This window comes from Dactylosporangium sp. NPDC051087, assembly GCF_055586325.1.
The window spans coordinates 302,878-327,182 of record NZ_JBVJIJ010000009.1 but is presented as its reverse complement, the minus strand read 5'-3'; the positions used below and the strand labels follow the sequence as shown (position 1 = coordinate 327,182).

At 73.3% G+C, this 24,305-nt stretch carries 22 protein-coding genes; 6 read left to right on the top strand and 16 right to left on the bottom strand.

Going from position 1 to position 24,305, the window contains the following annotated elements; all coding sequences use genetic code 11:
- The first annotated feature begins 16 nt into the window (after positions 1 to 16).
- Positions 17 to 1,093: a calcium:cation antiporter gene (locus ACZ6TV_RS19730; protein WP_465298647.1), complete on the top strand. Its 1,077-nt coding sequence runs from the start codon at positions 17 to 19 to the stop codon at positions 1,091 to 1,093.
- Positions 1,094 to 1,194: 101 nt separating this feature from the next.
- Positions 1,195 to 1,977 (top strand): polyprenol monophosphomannose synthase, encoded by a 783-nt coding sequence (locus tag ACZ6TV_RS19725; RefSeq protein WP_465298646.1) that lies wholly within the window; start codon positions 1,195 to 1,197, stop codon positions 1,975 to 1,977.
- 4 nt (positions 1,978 to 1,981) lie between these two features.
- Here ACZ6TV_RS19725 and ACZ6TV_RS19720 read toward each other — a convergent pair whose 3' ends face one another.
- Both ACZ6TV_RS19720 and ACZ6TV_RS19715 read right to left on the bottom strand, forming a co-directional pair.
- Positions 1,982 to 3,901, bottom strand: coding sequence for a putative bifunctional diguanylate cyclase/phosphodiesterase (locus ACZ6TV_RS19720; protein ID WP_465298645.1), 1,920 nt, complete (start codon positions 3,899 to 3,901; stop codon positions 1,982 to 1,984).
- Between the two features lie 232 nt (positions 3,902 to 4,133).
- Positions 4,134 to 5,150, bottom strand: coding sequence for a coiled-coil domain-containing protein (locus tag ACZ6TV_RS19715; protein ID WP_465298644.1), 1,017 nt, complete (start codon positions 5,148 to 5,150; stop codon positions 4,134 to 4,136).
- Between the two features lie 265 nt (positions 5,151 to 5,415).
- On the opposite strand from ACZ6TV_RS19715, the gene ACZ6TV_RS19710 reads away from it, so the two are divergent.
- Entirely contained in the window at positions 5,416 to 6,708 is a 1,293-nt protein-coding gene (locus ACZ6TV_RS19710) for a L,D-transpeptidase (protein ID WP_465298643.1), read from the top strand.
- A gap of 52 nt (positions 6,709 to 6,760) precedes the next feature.
- On the opposite strand, the gene ACZ6TV_RS19705 is transcribed toward ACZ6TV_RS19710, so the two are convergent.
- The 6 genes from ACZ6TV_RS19705 to ACZ6TV_RS19680 all read right to left on the bottom strand — a co-directional run bounded on the left by ACZ6TV_RS19705 (position 6,761) and on the right by ACZ6TV_RS19680 (position 11,881).
- The gene (locus ACZ6TV_RS19705) at positions 6,761 to 7,390 is read right to left on the bottom strand and encodes a response regulator (RefSeq protein ID WP_465298642.1); all 630 of its coding nucleotides are present in this window, start codon (positions 7,388 to 7,390) and stop codon (positions 6,761 to 6,763) included.
- Positions 7,391 to 7,602: 212 nt separating this feature from the next.
- Positions 7,603 to 8,817 (bottom strand): sensor histidine kinase, encoded by a 1,215-nt coding sequence (locus ACZ6TV_RS19700; RefSeq protein WP_465298641.1) that lies wholly within the window; start codon positions 8,815 to 8,817, stop codon positions 7,603 to 7,605.
- A 38-nt stretch (positions 8,818 to 8,855) separates the two neighbouring features.
- Positions 8,856 to 10,016, bottom strand: a complete 1,161-nt coding sequence (locus ACZ6TV_RS19695) for a DUF418 domain-containing protein (protein ID WP_465298640.1) — start codon at positions 10,014 to 10,016, stop codon at positions 8,856 to 8,858.
- Positions 10,017 to 10,097: 81 nt separating this feature from the next.
- Positions 10,098 to 10,727: an MgtC/SapB family protein gene (locus tag ACZ6TV_RS19690; protein ID WP_465298639.1), complete on the bottom strand. Its 630-nt coding sequence runs from the start codon at positions 10,725 to 10,727 to the stop codon at positions 10,098 to 10,100.
- Positions 10,728 to 10,773: 46 nt separating this feature from the next.
- Entirely contained in the window at positions 10,774 to 11,670 is an 897-nt protein-coding gene (locus ACZ6TV_RS19685) for a hypothetical protein (RefSeq protein WP_465298638.1), read from the bottom strand.
- 49 nt (positions 11,671 to 11,719) lie between these two features.
- Positions 11,720 to 11,881, bottom strand: coding sequence for a hypothetical protein (locus ACZ6TV_RS19680; protein ID WP_465298637.1), 162 nt, complete (start codon positions 11,879 to 11,881; stop codon positions 11,720 to 11,722).
- Between the two features lies 1 nt (position 11,882).
- On the opposite strand from ACZ6TV_RS19680, the gene ACZ6TV_RS19675 reads away from it, so the two are divergent.
- Both ACZ6TV_RS19675 and ACZ6TV_RS19670 read left to right on the top strand, forming a co-directional pair.
- Positions 11,883 to 12,866 carry a cellulose binding domain-containing protein gene (locus ACZ6TV_RS19675; RefSeq protein WP_465298636.1) on the top strand — a complete coding sequence of 328 codons (984 nt, stop codon included), beginning with the start codon at positions 11,883 to 11,885 and terminating at the stop codon, positions 12,864 to 12,866.
- A gap of 122 nt (positions 12,867 to 12,988) precedes the next feature.
- A complete protein-coding gene (locus ACZ6TV_RS19670; RefSeq protein ID WP_465298635.1) occupies positions 12,989 to 15,340 on the top strand; it encodes an ATP-binding protein in 2,352 nt (783 codons plus the stop codon).
- Between the two features lie 53 nt (positions 15,341 to 15,393).
- On the opposite strand, the gene ACZ6TV_RS19665 is transcribed toward ACZ6TV_RS19670, so the two are convergent.
- Positions 15,394 to 15,783 (bottom strand): cellulose binding domain-containing protein, encoded by a 390-nt coding sequence (locus ACZ6TV_RS19665; RefSeq protein ID WP_465298634.1) that lies wholly within the window; start codon positions 15,781 to 15,783, stop codon positions 15,394 to 15,396.
- 237 nt (positions 15,784 to 16,020) lie between these two features.
- On the opposite strand from ACZ6TV_RS19665, the gene ACZ6TV_RS19660 reads away from it, so the two are divergent.
- A complete protein-coding gene (locus tag ACZ6TV_RS19660; RefSeq protein WP_465298633.1) occupies positions 16,021 to 17,697 on the top strand; it encodes a methyl-accepting chemotaxis protein in 1,677 nt (558 codons plus the stop codon).
- A 43-nt stretch (positions 17,698 to 17,740) separates the two neighbouring features.
- On the opposite strand, the gene ACZ6TV_RS19655 is transcribed toward ACZ6TV_RS19660, so the two are convergent.
- The 7 genes from ACZ6TV_RS19655 to ACZ6TV_RS19625 all read right to left on the bottom strand — a co-directional run bounded on the left by ACZ6TV_RS19655 (position 17,741) and on the right by ACZ6TV_RS19625 (position 24,296).
- Entirely contained in the window at positions 17,741 to 19,858 is a 2,118-nt protein-coding gene (locus ACZ6TV_RS19655) for a chemotaxis protein CheA (RefSeq protein ID WP_465298632.1), read from the bottom strand.
- A 14-nt stretch (positions 19,859 to 19,872) separates the two neighbouring features.
- The gene (locus ACZ6TV_RS19650; RefSeq protein WP_465298631.1) at positions 19,873 to 20,190 is read right to left on the bottom strand and encodes an STAS domain-containing protein; all 318 of its coding nucleotides are present in this window, start codon (positions 20,188 to 20,190) and stop codon (positions 19,873 to 19,875) included.
- 263 nt (positions 20,191 to 20,453) lie between these two features.
- Positions 20,454 to 20,822: a response regulator gene (locus tag ACZ6TV_RS19645; RefSeq protein ID WP_465298630.1), complete on the bottom strand. Its 369-nt coding sequence runs from the start codon at positions 20,820 to 20,822 to the stop codon at positions 20,454 to 20,456.
- Positions 20,823 to 20,833: 11 nt separating this feature from the next.
- Positions 20,834 to 21,892, bottom strand: a complete 1,059-nt coding sequence (locus ACZ6TV_RS19640) for a methyl-accepting chemotaxis protein (protein ID WP_465298629.1) — start codon at positions 21,890 to 21,892, stop codon at positions 20,834 to 20,836.
- Positions 21,885 to 22,943 carry a protein-glutamate methylesterase/protein-glutamine glutaminase gene (locus ACZ6TV_RS19635; RefSeq protein WP_465298628.1) on the bottom strand — a complete coding sequence of 353 codons (1,059 nt, stop codon included), beginning with the start codon at positions 22,941 to 22,943 and terminating at the stop codon, positions 21,885 to 21,887. The genes ACZ6TV_RS19640 and ACZ6TV_RS19635 overlap by 8 nt, the downstream gene beginning before the upstream one ends.
- Positions 22,940 to 23,467, bottom strand: coding sequence for a chemotaxis protein CheD (locus ACZ6TV_RS19630; protein ID WP_465298627.1), 528 nt, complete (start codon positions 23,465 to 23,467; stop codon positions 22,940 to 22,942). The genes ACZ6TV_RS19635 and ACZ6TV_RS19630 overlap by 4 nt, the downstream gene beginning before the upstream one ends.
- Complete coding sequence (locus ACZ6TV_RS19625) at positions 23,460 to 24,296, bottom strand: CheR family methyltransferase (protein ID WP_465298626.1); 837 nt, start codon at positions 24,294 to 24,296, stop codon at positions 23,460 to 23,462. Before ACZ6TV_RS19625 ends, ACZ6TV_RS19630 begins: the two co-directional genes overlap by 8 nt.
- Positions 24,297 to 24,305 lie beyond the last annotated feature (9 nt).

Below are 24,305 nucleotides of genomic sequence, written 5' to 3'. Positions count from 1 at the left end.
GCGGTCAGATGCCCGCGTGCGCACTTCGCTGAACCGGACCGCCGTCGTCCTGCCGCTGATCGCCCTGGCGGTCCTGATCGCGGTGTGGGGCCGGCACCTGCCGATCCCCGTCGAGGTCGTCGTCGTGGCGCTGCTGGCGGGGTCGGTGCTGGCGGCCGTGCACCACGCGGAGGTGGTCGCGCACCGGGTCGGGGAGCCGTTCGGGTCGCTCATCCTGGCCGTGTCCGTCACCGTCATCGAGGTCGGCCTGATCATCGCCCTGATGGTGTCCGGCGGGCCGGGGACGGCGACCCTCGCCCGCGACACCGTCTTCGCCGCCGTGATGATCACATGCAACGGCATCGTGGGGCTGTCGCTGCTGGTCACGGCGCTGCGCAGCCACGTCGCGGTGTTCAACGCCGAAGGTACCGGCGCCGCGCTCTCCGCCGTCATCACCCTCGCCACGCTGAGCATGGTGCTGCCGACGTTCACCATCAGCGCGCCGTCGCCGCGGTTCACCGGGCCGCAGCTGGCGTTCGCCGCCGTCGCGTCGCTGACCCTGTACGCGCTGTTCGTGATCGTCCAGAACGTCCGGCACCGCGAGTACTTCCTGCCGGTCGAGGGCGGCGACCCCGACGAGCACGCGGAGTTCCCGTCCATGCGCGACGCGCTCGTCAGCCTGGCGCTGCTGCTCGTCGCCCTCGTCGCCGTGGTGGGGCTGGCCAAGGTCGAGTCCGGCACGATCGAGGCCGGCGTCGTCCGGTTCGGGCTCCCGCACTCGTTCGTCGGGGTCGTCATCGCCGTGCTGATCCTGCTGCCGGAGACCCTCGCCGCGCTGCGCAACGCCCGTCGCGACCGGGTCCAGATCAGCCTCAACCTGGCGCTGGGCTCCGCTATCGCGAGCATCGGCCTGACCATCCCGGCGATCGCCGTCGCCTCGATCTGGCTCTCCGGACCGCTGAACCTCGGCCTCGGCGCGACCCAGATCGTGCTGCTCGCCCTCACCGCCGGTGTCGGCGTGCTCACCGTCATGCCCGGCCGCGCCACCCTGCTCCAGGCCGCCGTCCACCTGTCGATCTGCGCCGCGTTCCTGTTCCTCGCCGCCAGCCCATAGACCATCAGGGCGGGGCCGGTGCTCAGGTGGTCGGACATACGTGGATACCCTCTTGTCTGACAAGGTCTGCGCAACGTCGTCAGAATCGAGGAAGGCCGGGAATGATCGAACCAGTGCGGCTGCCGTCGCCGTGGTGTGACGAGCCCCTGACCGTGGTCGTCCCGACCTACAACGAGGCGGGCAACCTGCCTCGGCTGGTCGCCCGGCTGCTCGCCCTGCCACTGCCCGGGCTGAGCATCCTCATCGCCGACGACAACTCCCCCGACGGCACCGGCGAGGTGGCGGAGAAGCTCGCCGCCGAGCACCCCGGGCGGATCCGGGTCGTGCACCGCCCCGGCAAGGAGGGCCTCGGCCGGGCGTATGTCGACGGCATCGGCAAGGCCCTCGAGGACGGCGCCCGGTATGTGGCGCAGATGGACGCCGACCTGTCGCACCCGCCGGAGGCGCTGCCCGGCATGCTCGGCGCGCTGCTGTCCACCCAGGCCGGCGTGGTCATCGGGTCACGGTACGTGCCCGGCGGGCAGCTCGACGAGAAGTGGCCGCTGTACCGGCGGGCGCTCAGCGGATGGGCCAACCTGTACGTGCACACGCTGCTGCAGGTGCGCATCCGCGACCTGACGGCCGGGTTCAAGATCTGGCGGGCGGACGCGCTGCGGACGATCGGCCTGGACCGCGTCCAGTCCAACGGCTACAGCTTCCAGGTCGAGATGCACTTCCTCGCCACGAAGCTCGGGCAGACGATCATCGAGGTGCCGATCCGCTTCGAGGAGCGCACCGACGGCGTGTCGAAGATGACCACGGCCACGAAGGTCGAGAGCGCGACGATGCCGTTCAAGCTGCGCCTGAAGCACCGCAAGATCCAGCGCACCCAGCCCAACGTCTGACGGCTCAGCCGGCCAGCGCCGCCTCGGCGGCGCTGGTCCGCAGCCACGTGGTCAGCTCGGCCGGGGGCATCGGGCGGGCGTAGTGGTAGCCCTGCGCCGCGTCGCAGCCGAGCGTCTGCAGCGCGGCGACGTGCGCGGCGCTCTCGACGCCCTCGGCGACGACCGACATGCCCAGGTTGTGGCCGAGCTCGATCGCGCCGCGGACCAGGACCGCGTCGTCGGGGTCGGCGTCCATGTGCATGACGAACGTCCGGTCGACCTTGAGCTCGTCGACGGGCAGGCTCTTCAGGTACGCCATCGACGAGTAGCCGGTGCCGTAGTCGTCGATCGACAGCCGCACCCCGATGCGGTGCAGCGCGACCAGCGTCTCGGTGGCCAGGGCCGGGTTGGCCATGACGGCGGTCTCGGTCACCTCCAGGCGCAGCAGGTCGGCGGGCAGCCCGTGCTCCTCCAGCAGCCGCGTCACGTGCCCGACCAGGTCCGGGTCCAGCAGGCAGCGCGGTGACAGGTTGACCGCGACCGGCACCACGAGGCCGTCGTCGAGCCACGAACGGGCCTGCGCGACCGCCATCCGCAGCACGTACAGGGTGAGCCGGGTGATGAGCCCGGTGGTCTCCGCGACGGGGATGAACTCCGCGGGTGGGATCGGCCCGCGCGCCGGGTGGGTCCAGCGCACGAGGGCCTCCGCGCCGGACGGCCGGCCGTCGCCGAGGCGGACCTTCGGCTGGTAGTGCAGGCACAGCTGGTCGGTGACGTCCAGGGCGCGCCGCAGGTCGCCGAGCAGCAGCAGCCGGTTACCGTCCTCGATGTGCATCGTCGGGCGGAACAGGGTCGCGCCGGTCTTGCTGTCCTTCGCCGCGTACATCGCGATGTCGGCGCAGCGCAGCAGCGCCTCGGTGTCCGTGGCGTGCTCCGGCGCCACCGCGATGCCGATGCTCACCTCCACGTCGACGGCGACGTCGTGGAGCGCGAAGCTGCGGTGCAGCTCGCCCTGCAACCTGGCGGCGAGCCCCACGGCGTCGGCGGCCGACGCCCCGGGCAGCAGCACCGCGAACTCGTCGCCGGACAGCCGCGCGACGACGTCCCCGGCCCGCAGCGCGCCGGTCGTGCGCTCCGCGACCTGCCGCAGCAGCTCGTCGCCGTGCTGGTGGCCGAGCGTGTCGTTGACCTCCTTGAACCGGTCCAGGTCGAGCAGCAGCACGGCGGCGGCCCCGGCGCCGCCAGGGCCGGCCTCGCGCAGCGCGCCGGTCGTCGACTCGGTGAACAGGGTCCGGTTGGGCAGGCCGGTCAGCGCGTCGTGGGATACGTGGTACTCGTGCTCGGCCGCGTGGCGCAGGAGGCGGCGCTGGTAGCCGGCGGCCATGAACGCGAACGCGATGAGCAGCGCGAGCCCGACGCCGAACGTCGCGGTCGTGGCGGTGAAGACGATGCCCTCGACGCGGTGCAGGTCGCGCATGGACCGGGCGGCGTCCGCCGCGGTGGCCGTCGCGGCGGTGTGCACGAGGTTGCCGATCTCCTCCGCGACCGGGTCGACCTCGGCGGTGTCGATGGCCGCCGCGCCCGCCGTGTCGCCGGCGTCGACGGCGGCGAACAGCCGCTCCATCGAGGTCAGGTAGGTCTCGTGCAGGGTCCGCACCTTGGCGGCGAGCGCCCGGTCGGTGGCGGCGCCGCGCAGCTCGACGTCGTGCAGCGCCACGTCGAGCGCGCCGGACGCGCCGCGGTGCAGCTCGCGCGGCCCGACGCCGGGCTCCAGCCGGTACTGCTGCTCCGCGATCTGCTCCAGTGCCACGGCGTCGTCGGCCAGGTCGTAGGCGGCGGCGAGCCCGGTCGCGGCGACGGCGGCGTCCGCGGACGCCCGGGTCCGGGACGTGCCGACGACGCTGACACCGGTGAGCCCGAGCAGGACGGTCGCGAGTCCGACCACAGCACCGCGGCGGAGCACTCGGGATGGTCGCAGCGCCATGGGTCTCCTGTCCCACCGTCGGGCGGCTCCGCCAGCCGAAGCGCCGATCGTGCCATCGGCGTGCTGCGGCTCCACCTGACCGGTACCACCGGGAGCAAACCGGTTGCGATCCGCCCCGGCCGGAGGCGGCGACCGCGCGGTCGGTGACCGCCCGGGCACGGACGGCTCGGACGGCCCGCCTGCCGGCGGCGGGCTACTGCATCGACAGGTGGACGTGGTTGTAGTGGTCGCCGGCGGGGGTGCCGTCACCGCCGTAGGACTTCCAGCCGCTGCTGGGCTGCCAGATCCGCTTGTACCAGATGACGTACTTCACGCCCAGGTTCTTCGCGTTGGCCACGCACCAGGCGGCGAGCGCGTCACCGTACTGCTGGTCGGCGCCGGTGGCCCGGGCGTTGACGAAGGTCTTCGCGTTGGCGGAGAAGTCGCAGGCCTTGCCCGCCGGGTGATCGCCGCCGCCGCCGCTGCGGTAACAGGACGTGTAGTGGGTGTAACCGGCCCGGCGCGCCTCGTTATAGGCGTTGAGCATCCGCGGGCTGATGCACCCGGAGGTGGTCGGGTCGTCCTCGGAGCAGCCCTGCTTGGCGTAGGACCCGTCGCTGTTGCGGCCGACCGGGTTGGTGGTGACCTTGCCGCCGCTCGGCGCGCCCGTGGTGGACCCGCCGCCGCCCGCCTTGCGCAGCGCGTCCTCGGCGGCCTTCTTGTTGGTCTCCATGATCTTCAGCTGGGCCTGCTGGTTGGCGACCGCCGCGGCGATGTCCGCCTTCTGCTGCTCCAGCTTCCTGCGCGTCTCGGCCAGCTCGCGCAGGGACTTGTCGTCGCGGGAGACCATGTATTCGATCGTCGACATGTCGTGCAGCAGCTCATTGGGGTTCTCACTGCCGACCACCACGTTGAACAGGCTGACCCGGCGGCCACGGTACGCGGCGGAGGCGACCGTCCCCGCCGAGGCCTCCAGCTCGGTCAGCCGGGTCTGGGTGGTGCCGAGCTCGGCCTCGATCGCCGCCTGGTCCGCGGTCGACTTGTCGAGGCGGCCCTTGGCGTCGTTGTATTCGGCGTTTGCCTTGTCCAGTGCCTGACGGACGGTGAGATTCTGGCCCCCGTCCTCGCCCGGCTCGGCGGCCGCGGGGTCGGGGAACGCGGCCACCCCCAGGAGCAGGGAGACCAGCAGCAGCAGAACCCTGGGCATATGCCGGGTCGGAGCAGTCAGCATCGCCGCCAGCATATCCAAGCGCCGACGGAGCGCCAGTCCACCGAAAACCGCTGAAAACACTGCATTGCAGCGCATCTCAGGCGCCGTGTCCGGGGTCTGCGAACTGGACCGGTCAGGGTAGCCTCACGGGAACGACGGGGCGGTATGGGGTGATCAGACGGCCACCGCCGTAAACGCGCGACGTGCTCCACAACGTCAGTAGCACTGACCGATCAGTTCGCCGGGGGGCACCGGCGACCGACATACCCGGATGGCGAAGACCTCGATGACAGACACACCACCCCCGCGCACCCCGCGCCGCCGCCGCGTGCGGGCGGCCGTCGCCCTGGTCGCCGCGTCCGCCCTGGTGCTGACGGCCTGCACCGGCAAGCCGAAGTCCGGCGCGAACGCGTCGCAGCCGCAGTCCTCGGCGAGCCAGGCCGCGCCCGCGCTGCCGGTCGAGCTCGCGATCAGCGGCCCGGCCGACGGCGCCGCCAACGTGCCGACGGCCGTCGACGTCGCCTACACGGCGAAGAACGCGGCGAACGTCACCGTCAAGCTCACCGACCCCAGCGGCGCCGAGGTCGCCGGCGCGGCCGGTGGCGACGGGAAGGGCTGGCAGCCCGCCGGGCAGCTGAAGTACTCCACGAAGTACACGGCGACGGTCACCGCGACCTCGACCGACGGCAAGCCGACCACGGCGACCACGTCCTTCACCACGATGGCGAAGCCCGGCAAGCTGGGGAAGGTCACCAGCATCATCAACGACAAGCAGATCGTCGGCGTCGGGATGCCGGTCATCATCACCTTCGGCGTCGACGTCTCGAAGGAGAACCGGGCCGCGGTCCAGCAGCGCATCCAGGTGACCAGCGACCCGCCGCAGGAGGGCGCGTTCAACTGGTTCACCGGCAAGGAGCTGCACTTCCGCCCGAAGGAGTACTGGCAGCCGAACACGAAGATCCAGGTCAACGCCCGCACCGGCGGCACGAACCTGGACGGCAAGTGGTGGGGCGAGCGCGACGTCTCCTTCACCGCGACCGTCGGGCCGAAGTTCGTCATGGAGGTCGACAACGCCACCAAGCAGATGACCGTCACCCAGGACGGCCAGCTGCTGCGCACGATCCCGGTCAGCCTGGGCCGGCCGAAGAACCCGTCGGCCAGCGGCAACTTCATCGTCATGATCAAGAACGAGTGGGAGTGGTTCGACTCCTCCACCTACGGCGTCCCGGCGGACTCCGCCGCCGGGTACCGGACCAAGGTGTACTGGCCGCAGCGCCTCACCTGGGACGGCGAATACATCCACTCGGCACCGTGGTCGGAGGGCGACCAGGGCAAGCGCAACGTGTCGCACGGCTGCACGAACATCTCCGCCGCGCACGCGGAGTGGCTGTGGAAGCAGACCCGCATCGGTGACCCGGTCATCATCAAGGGCACCGAGGAGCAGGTGAAGTGGGGCAACGGCTGGACCGACTGGTCGACCAGCTGGGACCAGTACGTCAAGGGCAGCGCGGTGCCGTACGTCCCGGCCGCGACGACGAGCGCGTCGGCCGCGCCGTCGCCCTCCGCCTCGTCGAGCTGAGTCTCGCGCCCGACCGGCACGGCGTCACCGCCGTGCCGGTCGGCGACCCGGGTCACCGGCCGAGCACGCCCCGCTCATAGGCGGCCGCGACCGCGGCGGCACGGTCGCTGACGCCGAGCTTGCCGTAGATGTGCAGCAGGTGCGTCTTCACCGTCGCCTCGCTGACGAACAGCCTGGCCGCCGCCTCCCGGTTGCCGCAGCCCTGCGCGACCAGGGTCAGCACCTCCACCTCCCGGGCGCTGAGCGCCGCCTGCCGGGGCCCGCGGACCCGGTCCAGGAGCCGCCCGGCGACCGACGGGGCGAGCACCGTCTCACCGCGCGCGGCGGCGCGGACCGCCCGGAACAGCTCCTCCCGCGGCACGTCCTTCAGTAGGTACCCGGTGGCGCCGGCCTCGATCGCGGGCAGCACGTCCTGGTCGGTGTCGAACGTGGTGAGCACGAGCACCCGGACCGCCGGCAGCCGTTCGCGGAGCCGGCGGATCGTCTCGGCACCACCGAGGCGGGGCATCCGCAGGTCCATGAGCACCACGTCGGGGGCGACGTGCCCGGCCACGGTCAGCGCCTCCTCGCCGTCGGCCGCCTCGCCCACGACGACGAAGTCGGGCTGCGCGCCGAGGACGCCCCGCAGCCCGTCCCGGACGACCGGATGGTCGTCGACGATCAGCAGCCGGATCCCGGTCACGCCGCCACCTCCGCTGCGCTCCGGCGTCGGCCCGACCCAACCACTGCACTCATGATGCCCAGCCCTCCGCTGCGCTCCGGCCCGGTCATGCCGCCACCTCCGCTGCGCTCCGGCGTCGGCCCGACCCAACCACTGCACTCATGATGCCCAGCCCTCCGCTGCGCTCCGGCCCGGTCACGCCGCCACCTCCGCTGCGCTCCGGTCCGGGCCGGTCATGACGGCTCCACCAGTACCGCGGGAAACGCCGCGCTCAACGCGGTCCCGGTGCCCGGTGCGCTTTCCACGTGCAGCCTGCCGGCGAGGGCGGTGACCCGCTCCCGCATGCCGGCGAGGCCGAACCCACCGCCCGTCGCGGCGGGGTCGAAGCCGGTGCCGTCGTCGCGGACGTCGACGAGCAGCTCGTCGTCGAGATAGGTCAGCGTCACGCCGGCCCGGGTCGCGGCGGCGTGCCGGGCGACGTTGGCGAGGCCCTCCTGCACGACGCGCAGCGCGGCCACCTCGATCTCCGGGTGCAGCCGGCCGGGGGTGCCGCTCACCGTGACCGTCGCCGGCACCCCGGCAAGGTCCGACCACCGTTCGGCGGTGCCGGTGACCGCCCGCGGCAGGGTGGTCGTGTCGAGGGCGCCGGGGCGCAGCGCCCGCACCGAGCGGCGCGCCTCGGTGAGGCTGTCGCGGGCCAGCTCACGGACCGTGGCGAGGCGGTGCCGCACCTTCGACGGGTCCGGCTCCTCCTCGGCGGCCTCGACCTGGGTGACGATCGCGACGAGACCCTGGGCGAGGGTGTCGTGGATCTCGCGGGCGAGGCGCTGCCGCTCGTCGCGGACCCCGGCGGTGCGGGCGTCGGCGAGCAGCCGCGCCTGCAGGCCGGCGTTCTCCCCGGCGAGGTCGACCAGCCGGGCGTTGGCCAGCCGGAGCTCCTCGACCGTCGCGTGCCGCCGCGCCACCTGGTCCTCCATGAAGCGCAACGCCGCGCCGAAGAGGCTCGCCGCGGCCATCCACGCCGCCCATATCGCGAACCGGGCCGGCGGGCCGAGCCCGTCGCTGGCGGCGGTGGCCAGGAGCGCGGCCGCCGCGGCGCCGGCGTAGGCCCAGGCGCCGGGCAGCGCCACGAACGCCATCCCGCACCAGGCGACGACGACCGGCAGGAACATCCACTCCCGGGCGAGCAGCCACCAGGTGACCCCGAGCACGACGGCGAAGTACCCGGCCATCCGCGGCAACCGGCCCGGCCACGACGGGTGGGCGCAGATCACCCACCAGTGCCAGACCGCGAGGACGCCGGCGACGGCGAGGGTCTGCCAGCGCTGCGGCCACGGCTGCTCCCCGTCCCGGGCGACGGCGGCCGCGCAGACCACCAGCAGCGGGAACGGCAGCAGCTCCCACCACACGTCCCACGGACGCACGTCCCGCCGCAGGAAGCCCGGCATCCGTCCATCCTGCCCGCTCGGCGGGCCCGCCGGAAGGTTCACCGGTAGGTGAGGCGCCGCAGCAGCACCTCGGCCGGGCCGCGCGTCCCGCGCCGCTCCAGGAGCACCGCCGCCGCGACGGTCGCGGCCCACGTGAGCACGGCGATCCCGGCGACCGCGGCAGCGCCGAGGTCGTCGCCGAGACCGCCGGCCCACGCGGTGAACAGCCCGGCGAAGACCACCGACTGCGCCAGGTACATGCTGAGCGACCGCCGGCCGGTCGCGACCAGCGCGCGGATCACGCGCGCCCGCCACACCCCGAGACCGGCCGGCGGAGTCCGCGTCCCGGCCGCGAGCAGGCCGATCAGCGCGGCGTACCCGAGCCCGCCGGCGACACCGGTGACCCCGTGCAGGCCGCTGACGACCAGCAGCGTGCCGTCCCCCGGCCGCCACCAGCCGGCGACCGCCAGCGCCGTCGGGACGCCGCCGGCGGTGGCGAGCCCGATCCCGGTCGCCGCGACCCGGCGCAGCAGCGGCCGGTGCTCCGCGGGCGACTCCAGGATCCGCCGCCGTGCCGCCCACACGCCGGCCAGCGCAGCGGAGCCGACGCCGGCCATCGCCGGGAGCGTCATCAACCACTCCAGGGGCCGCCAGGCGAGCGCCTCGAGCGGGTCGGCGATCGCCATCGACCAGAGATACTGCCGCCGGCCGGGTTCGGCGGGGCGGATGCCGTACACGAGCGCGGTGATGACGGCGGTCGGCAGCAGCCACAGCCCGCCCAGCCACAGCAGCGTGCGGTCGCGGGCGCCGGCGAGGGCGAGCAGGACCAGCGACAGCAGGGCATAGGTGCCCAGCACGTCGCCGGAGAACAGGGCCACGGCGTGCACGGACCCGAGGACCAGCAGCCACCCGGCCCGGCGCCGCACGAGCCTCGCCGCGCCGCCGGCGTGCCGCCGGGACAGCTGCACCGTGCCGTAGGCGAAGAGCGCCGCGAACAGCGGGTAGGCCCGCCCGTCCACGAACGTCACCAGCACCGCCCCGACGGCGTGGTCCAGCGCGGTCCCGCCGAGCGGGTGCAGCCGGATGCCGTAGGCGGGGCCGTGGCGGTACAGCGCCGCGTTGGCCAGCGCGATCGCGAGCAGCAGCAGCCCCCGGCCGAGATCGGGGGCGATGACCCGCTGCGCCGGCGGCAGCGGACCGGCGGTGACGGTCGTCGACATGCCCTCAGCGTCGCGGCCCGGGGTGGCCGGCACATCGACCGGCGGGCGGCCCGCGGCGTCAACCGGCCGGTTGATGACAGGTCAGCGGGCGATCTCCACGCCCTGCACGCCGTCGAGGAGGCGCAGCGACTCCGCGATCGCCGGCAGGGACGTGTTGTTGTCGCCGCGGGCGGTCAGGACGAGCGACTGGTCGTGCCCGGCGTAGTCGACGCGCAGCACGTGCGCGCTCGGCAGCGCCTCGAGCGCCTCCCGCTCCACCACGTCGAGTGGGAAGTCCGGCGACAGGGTCAGCGTCACCTGGATTCGGTGCCGGTCGGGCAGCCAGTTCGCCTCCGCCACCTTGAACACCCACAGCGCGCCGAGCGCCAGGACGGTGACGGCGCCCGCCGCCCAGAGCAGCCCGAGCCCCGTCGCCAGGCCGATCGCGGCGGTGACCCACAGCGACGCCGCGGTCGTCAGGCCGCTGATGTTGACGCCTTCCTTGAAGATGGCGCCGGCGCCGAGGAACCCGATGCCGGTCACGACCTGCGCCGCGATACGTGTCGGGTCGGTGCCGGCCTCCTTGCCGGCGATGGTGAACAGGGCCGCGCCGGCGGCGACGAGCATGTGGGTGCGCAGTCCGGCGGGCTGGGCGCCGATCTCCCGCTCCAGGCCGACGGCGGCACCGAGGAAGATGGCGAGCAGCAGCGTGGGGATGACGGTCCAGTCCATCGCACACTCTTACCTTCCGGCGGCCGTCACCGCCACCGGAGGCGCCTCAGTTCTGCCGCCAGACGCCGGCGTACCGGACGCCGGCCGCGGTCTCGTAGCGTTCGTAGGTGATGAGCCGGTAGCCGTCGCGGGCGTAGGTGTCCCACCAGGTGCCGTATCCGGCCGCCGTCAGGTCGCGCCGCTCCTTCCAGCCGCGCCCGTTGCCGTTGTACAGCCAGATCGAGGCGTATCGCTGCCCGGCGTCGGCACGGGTCGCGGAGTCGAGCATGAGCGGCCGGTAGCCGTCGCCGGAGTTGCCGTCGAAGCTCGTCGCGAACTGCGCGGACGACTGGTCCAGGTGCAGCCGCCACGACAGGCCCGACGGGTTGTCGAGCCAGATCAGCGCGTACCGCACGCCGCTGCCGTACGGGTACACGTCGACGTCCACGGGAATCCGGGTGCGCCGCTGCTCGTCGTAGTAGGCGACGGCCTGGTCGTAGGTGAGGTCGTGCTTGGCGTCGACCGTGAGGCCTTCGAGGTCCTCGACCCACAGCGCGGCGTAGGTGCGCACGCCGTCGCGGACGTAGCTCTCGACGTCGGCGAGGCGCAGCCCCGGCTCCCAGTCGTTGTCGGGCCCGGCCGCCAGTTCCGCTTCGGTGAGCGTGACATCGACGATCCACCGGCGCCCGTCGAGGTTGCGCTGGTACACCGCCCCGAACCGTGGACCGGCGGCGGTGCCGTCGGCCTCCAGGTCGGTCATGATCATGTGCTGGGCGACGCGGGCGTCGACGCTGTCGTGCAGCTGCTCCTCGGTCGCGTCCCGGACCGACCCCCACCCGACCGAGACCGGGTCGAACACGGCGGGCGCGAGCACGGGATGCGCGGACGCGGCGGGCGCGCCGGCGATGACGAGGGCGGCCACGGCGAGCGGCGACACCCACCTGGCGACGGTGTTCGGGTCCATACGATCCTCCGCGGATCCGTCGGGGACCCGGCCAGCGTGCTCCCCCGTGTCAAGGGCTCGCGACGATGTCGTGCAGGAACGGCGGGGCGAGCTCCCGCAGCGGCCGGCCGGCTGTCCAACGCTGTCCGACGCCGTCCAGGATCGCGGGCGGGCGGTGCCGCGCGGCGCTGAGCATGGACACGGCGTGACCCCACCGCATCGAAAGGCTCACGATGAGACTGTCCCGGTTCCTCGCCCTGCTCACCGCCGGGCTCATGGCGCTCGTTCCGGCGCTCGTTCCCGCGCCCGCCCTCGCCGGCACCGCCCTCGCGGCGCCCACGCAGGCGCAGGTGCTGCACGTGGCCGACACGAGCGCCGACCTGTCCTGGTCGCACGACCTCTTCGCCGTCCAGGACGTGGTCGAGCGCAAGGTCGGCGGCGCGTGGACGGAGTACGCCCGCGGCCTCTTCAACGGTCTCGCCCTGACCGGCCTGCAACCGGGCACCGCGTACACGTTCCGGGTGTACTCGCTGCCGTCGGAGACGTCCGGGTACACCGCGAGCCCGCCGTCGGCGCCGATCACGTTCACCACCCTGGCCGGCCCCGACACGGTCGCGCCGTCGGCGCCCACCGCGCCGCTGTTCAGCACGGTCACCACCACCGGCGTGTCCGTGGTCTGGGGCGAGTCGACCGACAACGTCCAGGTCACCGGGTACCACCTGCAGCAGCTGACCGGTGGCGGCTGGACGACCGTCCGCACCGTCGACGCGTTCAGCCGCTTCCAGCGCGTCACCGGGCTGTCGGCCGGCACCGCCTACACGTTCGCCGTCGTCGCGTTCGACGCCCGCGGCAACCTGTCCGCCCGGTCGGCGCCCTCGACCGTCACCACGCTCGCCATCACCGCCGCACCGACCTGTCAGGTGCAGCGCATCCTGTACAGCCCGGGCTTCACCGTCACGGTCACCGTCACCAACTCGACCGCGGCGCCCGTCAGCGGCTGGAGTGTCGGCTTCACCCTCGCGCCGGCCGCGGTCGTCGGCAGCGTCTTCGGCGGGTCCGTCACCCGCTCCGGCGCCACCGGCACCCTCACGCCCGCCGTGTGGGGCAGCACGATCAGCCCCGGCAGCCAGGCGACGGCGGGCTTCACCGGCAGCGCCACCCCGTTCACACCGCCGGAGAGTTTCACGCTCAACGGCATCCCCTGCACCGTGGTGTAGCGCCGTGACCTGGTGCGCGGGGTCGTCGCCTCATTCCGCCCCGCGCACCGCGGCCGCGACCGGCCTACGCTGCCCGCATCGACGCCCGTGCCGCTCCCTTCGCGCCGGACGCGGTCGCGGCCGTGCGCGCGACCGCCGACCTGGCGCGGCTGCTGCGCGAACTGCGCCGCCGCGACGCCCGCCGGCGCGGCGGCGCCGAGCTCACCTACCGGGACCTCGCGGCGGCGACGGGCTGGTCGCACGGGATCATCGGCGGGTACCTGTCGGGCCGGGTCCTGCCGCCGACCGACCGCCTCGACACGCTGGTGCGGCTGCTCGGCGCGTCGCCGGCCGAGCAGGGCGCCCTGGCCACCGCCCGCGACCAGGTCGAGGAGCGCCGCCGGCTGAGCGCGCCGCCCCCGTCCGCGCCGGCACCCGCCGCGCGGCGGCCGGTGCCGAGGCAGCTGCCGGCGGACGTGCCCGCGTTCACCGGCCGGGCGGCGCACCTCGCCGAGCTCTCCACCGCCGCCGGGGGCCGGGTCGTGCTGATCGCCGGGACCGCCGGGGTGGGCAAGACCGCGCTCGCGGTGCACTGGGCGCACCGGGCCGCCGAGCGGTTCCCCGACGGTCAGCTGTTCGTCGACCTCCGCGGGTACGACCCGGGGCAGCCCGCCGCCGCCGGTGACGCCCTCGCCGGCTTCCTGCACGCCCTCGGCGTCCCCGCGTCCGGCATCCCCGCCGCGACCGACGAGCGGGCCGCCCGCTACCGGTCCGAGGTCGCCGGCCGGCGGCTGCTCGTGCTGCTGGACAACGCCTCCGGCGCCGACCAGGTCCGGCCGCTGCTGCCCGGCACGGCGACCTGCGCGGTCGTGGTGACCAGCCGGTCCACGCTCGGCGGCCTGGTCGCCCGGGACGGCGCCCACCCGGTCCACCTCGGCCGCCTCGACCGGGCCGAGTCCGTCGCCCTGCTGCGCCGCCTCGACGCCCCGGACGGGCTCGCCGCACGCTGCGCCGGTCTGCCGCTGGCGCTGCGGATCGCTGCGGCCCGGCCGGTCCCGCGACCCGCGCCGCCGGACGGCGGGGTGCCGGACCTGGCGGCGTTCGACGCCGGCGACGACCCGCGCACCGCGCTGCGGTCGGTGTTCTCGTGGTCGCTGCGGCACCTCACCCCGGCCGCGGCGCGCGCCTTCCAGCTGCTCGGCCTGCACCCCGGCCGGGTCTTCGACGCCGCCGCGACGGCCGCGCTCACCGGCGGCGCGCCCGCGCTCGACGAGCTGGCCCGCGCGCACCTCGTGGAGCCGGCCGGGGGCGGTTTCCAGATGCACGACCTGCTGCGCGCCTACAGTGCCGACCTCGCCGCGCGGCTCCCCGAGGACGAGGCGCGGGCCGCGCTGGACCGGCTCACCGCGCAGCTCCTGGCCGCCGCGGCGGCCGCGGTCGGCACCCTCTTCCCGTTCGAGACCCCACCCGGCTCCACCTTGGACGGTCCGTTCGAGGCCCCACCCGGCTCCGCCATGGACGGTCCGGACGAGGCCGCGCGGTGGCTCGACCGGCACCGGGCCGGGCTCGTGGCACTGGCCCGCCTGCCCGGCCGCACCGGTGACGCCGTGCGCCTCTCCCGGCTCCTGTGGCGGTACCTGGAGGTCGGCGGTCACCACCGGGACGCCCTCGCGCTGCACACCGCGGCCGCCGCGGACGACGACGCCGGCGCCCACACCAACCTCGGCGCCGTCCACTGGATCCTCGGCGACCACGACCGGGCGCGGGTCCACTTCGGACGGTCGCTGCACGGGCACCGCCGAGCCGGCGACGCCGCCGGTGCGGCGCGGGCGACGGCCCGGCTGGCACTGGTCCACGAGCGGCTCGGCGACCACGACGAAGCCGTCGCGCGGCTGCGGGAGGCCCTCGCGGCGTACCAGGAACTCGGCGACCGGCACGGCGCGGCGGCCCAGCTGCTCAACCTCGGCTTCACCCTGCACCGGGCGGGCCGGCACGCCGAGGCCGCCGAGCACCTCGAGCAGGCGGCCGCGGGGTTCGCCGACCTCGGCGACCGGCGCCTGGAAGGCTACGCACTGGGCAACCTCGGCGCGGTGTACAGCGTCACCGGCCGCCACGAGGACGCCCTGACCCACCTGCGGCAGGCCCTCGACCGGTGCCTGGCGTCGGGTGACCGGGGCGGCGAGGGCACCGCGCACGGGACGCTGGGTGCGGCGTACCACCGCAGCGGCGACCACCCGAAGGCCCTGAGCCATCTGCGCCGCGCCCTGACCGTCGCCCGCGCCACGGGCGAGTGCGGCCTGGAGGTCGAGACGCTCAACACCCTCGGCGCCGTGCTCCTCGCCACCGGCCGCCCCGGCGCCGCCGGACACCGCTTCACGGCCGCCCGCGACCTCGCCGAACGCACCGGCGACCGCCGTGGCCTGACGACCGCCCTCGCCGGCCTCGACGACCTGGCCACCGCCACCACGGCAGCCGTCAGCAGGGAACGCCGCTGACCCGTCAGGCCGGACGGCGCCGCCGCCACCGGGGGCTTCAGCCGCGGCGGGCCTCAGCAGGGGATGCCGTTGACCGTCAGGTCGGACGGGGCCTCCGTCGCGGCGGCCGAGGCGGTCCAGCCGAACCGGACGGACCGGCCGGTGTCGATGACCGCGTTGAAGGACATGTTCGTCGCCGTCACCGAGAACGGGTCCGGCTGCACCATCCGCGCCTGCCAGGCGCCGAGGTTGCCGGTCGCGGTGCGAAACGTCCAGTGCGCCGTCCAGCCGTCGATGGCCGGGCCGTGGTTGGTGATGGTGAGGTCCGCGACGAACCCGCCGTTCCAGGCGGCGAACCGATAGTCGCAACCGACGTCCGGCACGGCCGCCGAGGCGGGCGCGGGAACGGCGGACAGGGCGGGAAGCAGCAGCACGGCCGCGGCGACACGGGCTGACACAGACATCGAGCCTCCGAGTGAGGGTGAGCAAGAGCCGGACACGCGGCACACCTGCCGCGTCCACACCGCTCGGCTCCCACCACGGCTCGCGGCGGCGAATGTACCGAGCGGAGGCGACACCGGTCAACAGGCCCGCGGGTCCCGTCCGGTCGGAGGACGCGACGAACGTGGCGGAAATGCTCAGACCGTCGCCGCGTGACGCCGATGAGCAGAGGGCAGACCCAACTCCAGAGGAGGCCGGGAATGGCAGACGCAACCGGCGAACGGCGCCGCTCCGGGTTCCGCGACCTGTCCGTTGCCTGGAAACTGGGCAGCCTGGCGGGCGTGGTGTCGGTGCTGCTGCTGGCGATCGGCGTGTTCGGGCTGGTCCAGCTCGGCGACGCGCAGGAGCGCCTCGACCTGCTGTACAACAACAATCTGCGGACCGTGCAGAACATCGACGAGGTGAGCTCCGACTATCGCGACGTCCGGTTCATGTTGCGCGACGTCGCGCTCGCGCAGACGCCCGCGGAGAAGGACGCCGCCGAGCAGACCCTGCGGGGCGCCGTCGAGGGGCTCGACACGAGCTGGCAGACGTTCAACGGGACCGGCGGGCAGACGGGTGGCGATGACCGGGAGTCGTTCGCCACGTCGTGGAAGTCCTACCGGGAACTGCTCAACAGCACGCTGATCCCACTGGCGAAGGCCGGCGACTACGACGGCTTCAACAAGGTGACCAAGGGCCAGGGCGCGGCGCTCGCCGGCGCGATCGGCACCGCGCTGGACAATCTCGTCGAGCTGGAGAACACGGCGGCGAAGGCGACGCTGTCGGAGTCGAAGTCGGCGTACGACTCGTCGCGGGTCCTCTCGATCGGGTTGATCGTGGTGGCGCTGGTGCTGGCGTTCACGATCGTGCTGATGATCAGCCGGGCGATCTCCAAGCCGCTCAACGAGACGGTCGCCGTGCTGTCCGCCATGGCCGACGGTCACCTGGACCGGCGGGTCACCGTGGTGAGCCGGGACGAGGTCGGCCGGATGGGCACGGCGCTCAACAGCGCGCTGGAGCGGCTCGCCGACACGGTGAGCACCGTCGTGGACTCCGCGACCCAGCTCAGCCACGCGTCCAGCCAGATCAGCGGCGCCTCGCAGAGCCTGTCGCAGGCCGCGACCGAGCAGGCCGCCAGCGTCGAGGAGACGACCGCGAGCATCGAGCAGATGACCGCCGGGATCGCCCAGAACAGCGACAACGCCCGCACCACCGAGAGCATCGCGACGACCGCGGCGACCGAGGCGCAGGACGGCGGCGGCGCGGTGCAGCGGACCCTCGACGCGATGAAGCAGATCACCAGCCGGATCGGCATCATCGACGACATCGCGTTCCAGACCAACATGCTCGCCCTCAACGCCACCATCGAGGCGGCCAGGGCCGGCGAGCACGGCAAGGGCTTCGCCGTGGTGGCGACCGAGGTCGGCAAGCTGGCCGAGCGCAGCCAGATCGCGGCACAGGAGATCAGCGAGCTGGCGGCGGGCAGCATGACGACCGCCGAGCACGCCGGCGCGCTCCTCGACAAGATCATCCCGAGTATCACCAGGACGTCGGACCTGGTCCAGGAGATCTCGGCGGCCAGCGGCGAACAGTCGACCGGCGTGCACCAGATCAACATCGCGATGACCCAGATCGGCAAGGTCACCCAGCAGACCGCGTCGTCGAGCGAGGAGCTGGCGGCGACCGCGGAGCAGATGGCGGCGCAGACCCACCAGCTGCAGAACATGATGTCGTTCTTCACCACCGGCAGCGGCGGTCGCCGCCCGGTGAACACCGCGCGCCCGCACCGGGAGACGACGCAGGCGAAGAACCTCAACTACAGCGCGGCGCAGTACTCGCCGCGGGCCGACGTCGCGGTGACGGAGATCGACGAGAGCAAGTTCGACCGGTTCTGAGCACCGGTACCGAGAACGATTACCGAGAACGGGTGCCGGGCGGCTACACGAGCACCTGCTCGCGGCTCACGTTCTCCGCGACCAGCGGGCCGACGTCGAGGATCAGCGCCACCTCGCCGTTGCCCAGGATGGTCGAGCCGCTGATGCACCGCGCCTCGCTGAACAGCACGCCCAGCGGCTTGATGACCGTCTGGAACTGCCCCAGCAGGGTGTCCACGACGAGGCCGGCGCGCTGCCCCGACTGTTCGATCACGACGACGTTCTGCCGGCGCGGCGGCTGCCCGTCGATGTCGAAGATCGTGCGGAGGCGGATGAACGGCAGCACCTCGCCGCGCAGGTACATGCAGTCCCGCCCGGCGGCGTTCGGCGGCAGCTCCACGCACTCGGTGACGCGGTCCAGCGGCACGATGAACGCCGACGACCCGACACCGACCAGGAACCCGTCGATGATGGCGAGCGTGAGCGGCAGCCGGATGCGGAACGTGGTGCCCTCCCCCGCCGCGGTCTCGACCTCGATGGTGCCGCGCAGCTCGGCGATGTTGCGGCGCACGACGTCCATGCCGACCCCGCGGCCGGACAGGTTCGAGACCGTCTCCACGGTGGAGAAGCCCGGCTCGAAGATCAGGTCGAAGACCTCGCCGTCGGTCATGACCGCCCCGGCCTGGACCATGCCGCGGTCGACGGCCTTGGCCAGGATGCGGTCGCGGTTGAGCCCGCGCCCGTCGTCGGCGACCTCGATCACGATTGACCCGGCGTCGTGGAAGGCGTTGAGCCGCAGCTTCCCGCGGGCCGGCTTGCCCGCCCGGTCCCGCTCCGCGCGGGGTTCGACGCCGTGGTCCAGGGCATTGCGGACCAGGTGGAGCAGCGGGTCGCCGATGCGCTCGACGAGCGCCTTGTCCATCTCCGCCTCGCCGCCGGTGATGACCAGGTCGACGTCCTTGTCGAGGTCGACGCAGACGTCGCGGACGACCCGCTCGAAGCGGCGCAGCGTGGTGCCGATCGGCACCATCCGCAGCGACAGCGCGCTGTGCCGGACCTCCTCGACGAGCCGCATGACCTCGCCCTGCGCCTCGGAGTAGCCGTCGCCGTCGCGGCGGTGGATGCCCACGCTCGACTGGGCGATGACGAGCTCGCCGACGAGGTCGATGAGCTTGTCGAGGCGGTTGGCGTAGACGCGGATGGTCTGGGTCTCCTGCGACCGGCTGTCGGCGGTCTTGCGTTGCTTGCCGAGCGCCGCGTCGACGACCGGTTTCGGCACCGCCCGGGTCTCGATGAGGATCTCGCCGAGCGGCGGCAGCGTGTCACCGGACCGGTTGCGTTCCTGCTGGATCTGCAGCGCCCGGGCGATCTCCAGGTCGGTGGCGGCGCCGCTGCGGATGAGCAGGTCGCCGAGCCTGTCCTGGTCGGGGAGACCTTCGATCACGGTGACGTAGTCGTCGGCGGGCACGATCGCGATCTGGCCGTCCTCGCGGACGAAGTCGAAGACGCCCTCGATCTCGGTCTTCGGCGCGCCGCTGACGAACTCGGCCTCGAACCCCAGGTAGCACGTCTCCGGGTCCATCAGGTCGGGCTCGGGCAGCTGGTCGGTCAGCGTCGTGACCCGGGTGACGGTGCCCATGGTGGCCAGGTAGCGCAGGAACGACAGGGGGTCCATGCCGTTGCGCAGGCTGTCGGGCCCAAACCACAGCGTGAGGCGCCACGTCCTGACCGCACCGCCGCCCGGTTTGTCGTCGGCGGCGGCGGTACCGGTGTGCGCCGCCCCGTCGGTGAGGAACGGCTGCAGGGCGGTGAGCAGCCGGTCACCGTCGGCGGTCTCGGCGGGTGTCGCGTCCAGCCGGCCGGCGGCGACGCCCTCGACCATCGAGGAGACGTGGTCGCCGCACGGCAGCAGCGCGCTGACCAGCTCGGCGGTGACGGTCAGCTCGCCCTCGCGCAGCGAGTCCAGGACGGTCTCCACCACGTGCGTGAACGCCACCAGATGGTGCAGCCCGAACAGCCCCGCGGAGCCCTTGAGGGTGTGCATCGTGCGGAAGAGCGCGTTGACGGTGTCCCCGGCGCTCGGGTCGTCCTCGAGGCCGAGCAGGCCCTCCTCGAAGTCCTGCAGCAGCTCCCGCGCCTCGGTGATGAAGGTGTCGAGGGCGTCGCTGAGGTCGTCGGTCACGGTCGGGCTCCTCCTCAGGCGTCCGTCGAGGACAGGGCTTTCGCCGGATCGGCGGACAGCAGTTCCGGCACGAGGTGCGCGGTGGCGAAAACCTCCCGGACGGCCGGGCTCGGCTCCAGGAAGGTCAGGGTGGTGTCCCGCTGCGCCGCTTCGCGCCGGGCGGCGAGCAGCAGCTGCAGGCCCGCGGTGTCCAGCTCCGTCACGCCGGACAGGTCGAGCTCGGCCGGCCCGGTGCCCTCCCGCAGGAACGCCCGCAGCCGCGCCTGCTGGTCGGCGGCCATGGCGATGGTCAGCTCGCCGTCGAGCTCCAGCCGGCGCGGGCCCGCGGTCACGCCGCCACCTCCGCTGCGCTCCGGCGTCGACCTGACCCGACACCGCGCCGATGATGCCCAGGCACTCCGCTGCGCTCCGGCCCGGTCATGCCGCCACCTCCGCTGCGCTCCGGCGTCGACCTGACCCGACACTGCGCCGATGATGCCCAGGCACTCCGCTGCGCTCCGGCCCGGTCATGCCGCCACCTCCGCTGCGCTCCGGCGTCGACCTGACCCGACACTGCGCCGATGATGCCCGGGCGCTCCGCTGCGCTCCGGCCCGGTCATGGCATGACCAGCTTCGACACGGCGGCCAGCATCTGGTCGGGCTGGAACGGCTTGGTGACCCACGCCTTCGCCCCGGCCGCCTGCGCCTGCCGCTTCTTCTCCTCCTGCGACTCGGTGGTGAGCATGATGATCGGGGTGAAGCGGTAGTTCGGCAGCTTCTTGACCTCGCCGACGAGCGTGATGCCGTCCATGTTCGGCATGTTGACGTCGGAGATGATCAGGTGGATGCGCCGGCCGTCGAGCTGTTTCAGCGCGTCCTTGCCGTCGGTGGCGGCCACCACCTCGTAGCCCGCGCCGCGGAGCGCGATGGTGACGACCTGCCGAACCGACGCCGAGTCATCGACGATCAGAATGGTCTTCGACATCAGTGCCCCCCTTAGAAGAACGTGATCTCTGATTCGGGAACCGCGGTGGCCTTGGCGCCCGTGAGGTGCGCCTCCCGCTCCTGGTGCATCGTGTAGGTGGCCGCGAGCTCGTCGAGCAGCCGCTGCGCGTCCAGCGGCCGGCCGACCGCCCGGCCCTCCCGCGCCTCGGCGACGACGACCGGCATCCGGTCGATGTTCTCCCTGAGGTGCTCCAGGACCTGGCCGATCCGGTCCTGGAACTGGAGGTTGACGATGGCGCCGGCGACCCCGGCGCGGATCCCGACGGCGGCCCGCTCCAGCTGGTCCGAGGAGTCCCGCAGTCCGGAGAACACGGTGCCGAGGTCGTCGAGGACCTCGCTCACCTCGCTGTTGGCGCGGGTGACGGCGGCGCCTTCGCGCTCCGCGTCGCCCTCGGCCTTGGCCAGGGCCGCGGCGATCGCGGCGGCGATGCTCTCGACCCTGCGCGCCATCCGCTCGCTCGTCTGGAACGACCGCTCCGCCAGCTGCCGCACCTCCAGCGCGACGATGCCGAAGCCGGCGCCCGCCTCGCCGGCCCGGGCGGCCTCGATGGAGGCGTTGAGCGCCAGGAGGTTGGTCTGCGCCGCGATCTGCGCCACCTCGGACGTCATCTGCTTCAGGTCGTCGTTGAGGCCGAGCAGCGCCTCGAGGTCCCGCAGCGCCTCCTGCTTGGAGGTCAGCGCGGAGTCGAGGGTGTTCACGACGCTGCCGAGCCGCTGCCGGCCGCGCTCCAGCGAGCCGCCGCCGTGGCTGTCCTCCAGCGCGGCGCTCGAGGAGGCGAGCACCGAGTCGAGGTTGTCGACGATCTGGCTGAACTCGGTCGTCACCGCGCCGACCGCCTCCTCCATCTGGGTCCGCGACGACTCGATCTGGCTGGACCAGACCGGGGCGACCGCGCCGGCGAACTCGGTGACGCTGCGCTCGTAGTCGGCGTTCTCGGCGCGCGCGGCCGCCGCCTCCCGCGCGGCCCGCCGGGCGCCGCCGGTCCCGAGCCGGTAGCCGGCGCCGAGTCCGGCGGCGAGGGCGAGGACTGCGATCAGGAACTCAACCATGGGTACGGATCACCTCAGCGATGGCGGTCAGCGGCACTTCCCGGTCGACGGCGCCCAGCCGGACCGCTTCCTTCGGCATCCCGTGCACGACGCAGGTGGCCTCGTCCTGCGCGACGGTGAGCGCGCCGGCGGTCCGCATCTCCAGCAGGCCGCGGGCGCCGTCGTCGCCCATCCCGGTCATGATGATGCCGAGCGCCCGGCGGCCGGCGACCTTCGCCACCGACCGGAAGAGCACGTCGACCGACGGCCGGTGCCGGTTGACCGGCGGGCCGTCGCTGACCTTGACCCGGAAGCGGGCGCCGTCGGTGACGACCTGCAGGTGCCGTCCGCCGGGCGCGACGAGGGCCAGCCCGTCGGCGACGAGGTCGCCGTCGGCGGCCTCACGGACCTCGATCGCGGACAGCATGTCCATCCGCTCGGCGAACGCGGCGGTGAACTTCTCCGGCATGTGCTGCACGATCACGATGCCGGGACTGTTGCGCGGCAGCGCCGTCAGCACGGTCTCCAGAGCCTGCGTGCCGCCGGTGGAGGTGCCGATCGCGATGAGCCGCCCGGCCGAGACCACGCCCGCCGCCGGTGCCGCCGGGCGCGGCGCGCCGGCGGCGGGCGCGGCGGCCGGCGCGGTGCGGTTGAGGCGGGCGACCTTGCCCGCCGCCGCGGCCCTGACCGCCGAGACGATGTCGCCGCTGTCGTCGGCCATGAACTGCTTCAGCCCGGTGGTGGGCTTGGGCAGGACACCGGCCGCCCCGGCCGCGAGGGCGTCCATGGTGGCGCGGGCGCCGCGCTGGCTCAGCGTCGAGCAGATGACGACCGGCGTCGGCCGGGTCGCCATGATCTTCTTCAGGAACGTGATGCCGTCCATCCGGGGCATCTCGATGTCCAGCACGACGACGTCCGGCCAGGCCTTGTTCATCAGGGTCATCGCGAAGATCGGGTCGGAGGCGACGCCGAGCACCTCGATGCCGGGCGTCTCGGCCAGCCGCCGCGACAGCACCTGCCGCACGACCGCCGAGTCGTCGACGATCACCACGTTGATCGTCCTGCCGGTCATGACCCGCTCCGGGCGGCGCGGCGGCGCGGCTGGTCGCGGTTGCCGCGGTGCTCGGTGTGCTGCAGCCACACGTCGCCGGTGCCGAGGTCGAAGACCAGCTGCCGGGACCCGGTCCCGCCGAGGTGCTCGGCGGCGATCTGGAAGCCGTGCTCGCGCAGCAGCAGCAGACCGATCTCGATGTTGTCCTGCGGTACGTGCGGCGCGGTGCCCCGCTTGCGGCCGGGGAACTGGTCGCCGCCGCCGAAGATCTTCGCCTGGTAGTCCGTGGGCCGGGTGCCGTTGCGCCGCAGCTCGGCCAGGAACAGCTGGACCGCCTCGTCGGCGTAGCGCCCGCTGAGCTGCGGATGGTCGGTCGGCGGCGCGGCGCGATGCGCGAGGAGGTAGTGGCACATTCCGCCGACCCGCAGCCGCGGGTGCCACAGGGTGATGGCCACGCACGAGCCCAGCACCGTGCGGATGCGGGTGCCGGCCCCGGCGAAGTGGAACTCGCCCGGGCTGAGGAAGACCTCGTTCGTCCTAGCCAACGCCGTCTCCGGCGAGGTGATAGATCGACGGCTGCACCGGCCGCAGCCGCGACGGGATGCCGTTGAGCGTCTCGGACAGGCTGACGATGAGGTACCCGCCCGGGTACAGCATCTCCTGCAGCCGCCCGATCACGTGCGCCTTGGTGTCGGCCTCGAAGTAGATCATCACGTTGCGGAGCATGATCACGTCGAACCGGCCGAGCCGGCTCAGGTCCTCGAGGAGGTTCGCGCCGAGGAAGGTCGTCCGCGCCCGTAGCGTCCGGTCGATCGCCATCAGGCCCTCGTACTCGGCCCGGCCCTTGCGGCAGTACCGGCGCAGCAGCGGCGTCGGGATGCGCTCCGCGGCCGCGATCGGGTAGATGCCGGCCGCCGCCCCGGCGACGACCCGGGTGGAGATGTCGGTGCCGACGATCTCCCACGGCGTGTTCGGCAGCGCGTCGGCGAGCACCATCGCCGCGCTGTAGGCCTCCTCGCCGCTGGAGCTGGCGGCGCTCCACAGCCGGAACGGCCGGCTCGACCGGTGTGCCGGCGCGATGACCTGGCCGAGGAACTCGAAGTGCCGCGGCTCGCGGAAGAAGAACGTCTCGTTGGTGGTCAGCAGGTCGATCGCCTGGCGGGTCTCCGCGCTCTGCTGCGGCGACTGGATCACCTGCAGGTACTGCGTGTAGCTGGACAGCCCGAGCGAGCGCAGCCGCTTGTCCAGCCGGCCCTGCACCAGGGTCTCCTTGCCGGGCGCGAGCCGGATGCCGGTGCGCTGGTGCAGGAACCGGCTGACGGCCTGGAACTCGGCGGTGGTGATCTGCGTGGGCCCGGCCAGTGCCCGTGTCATGACACCCCT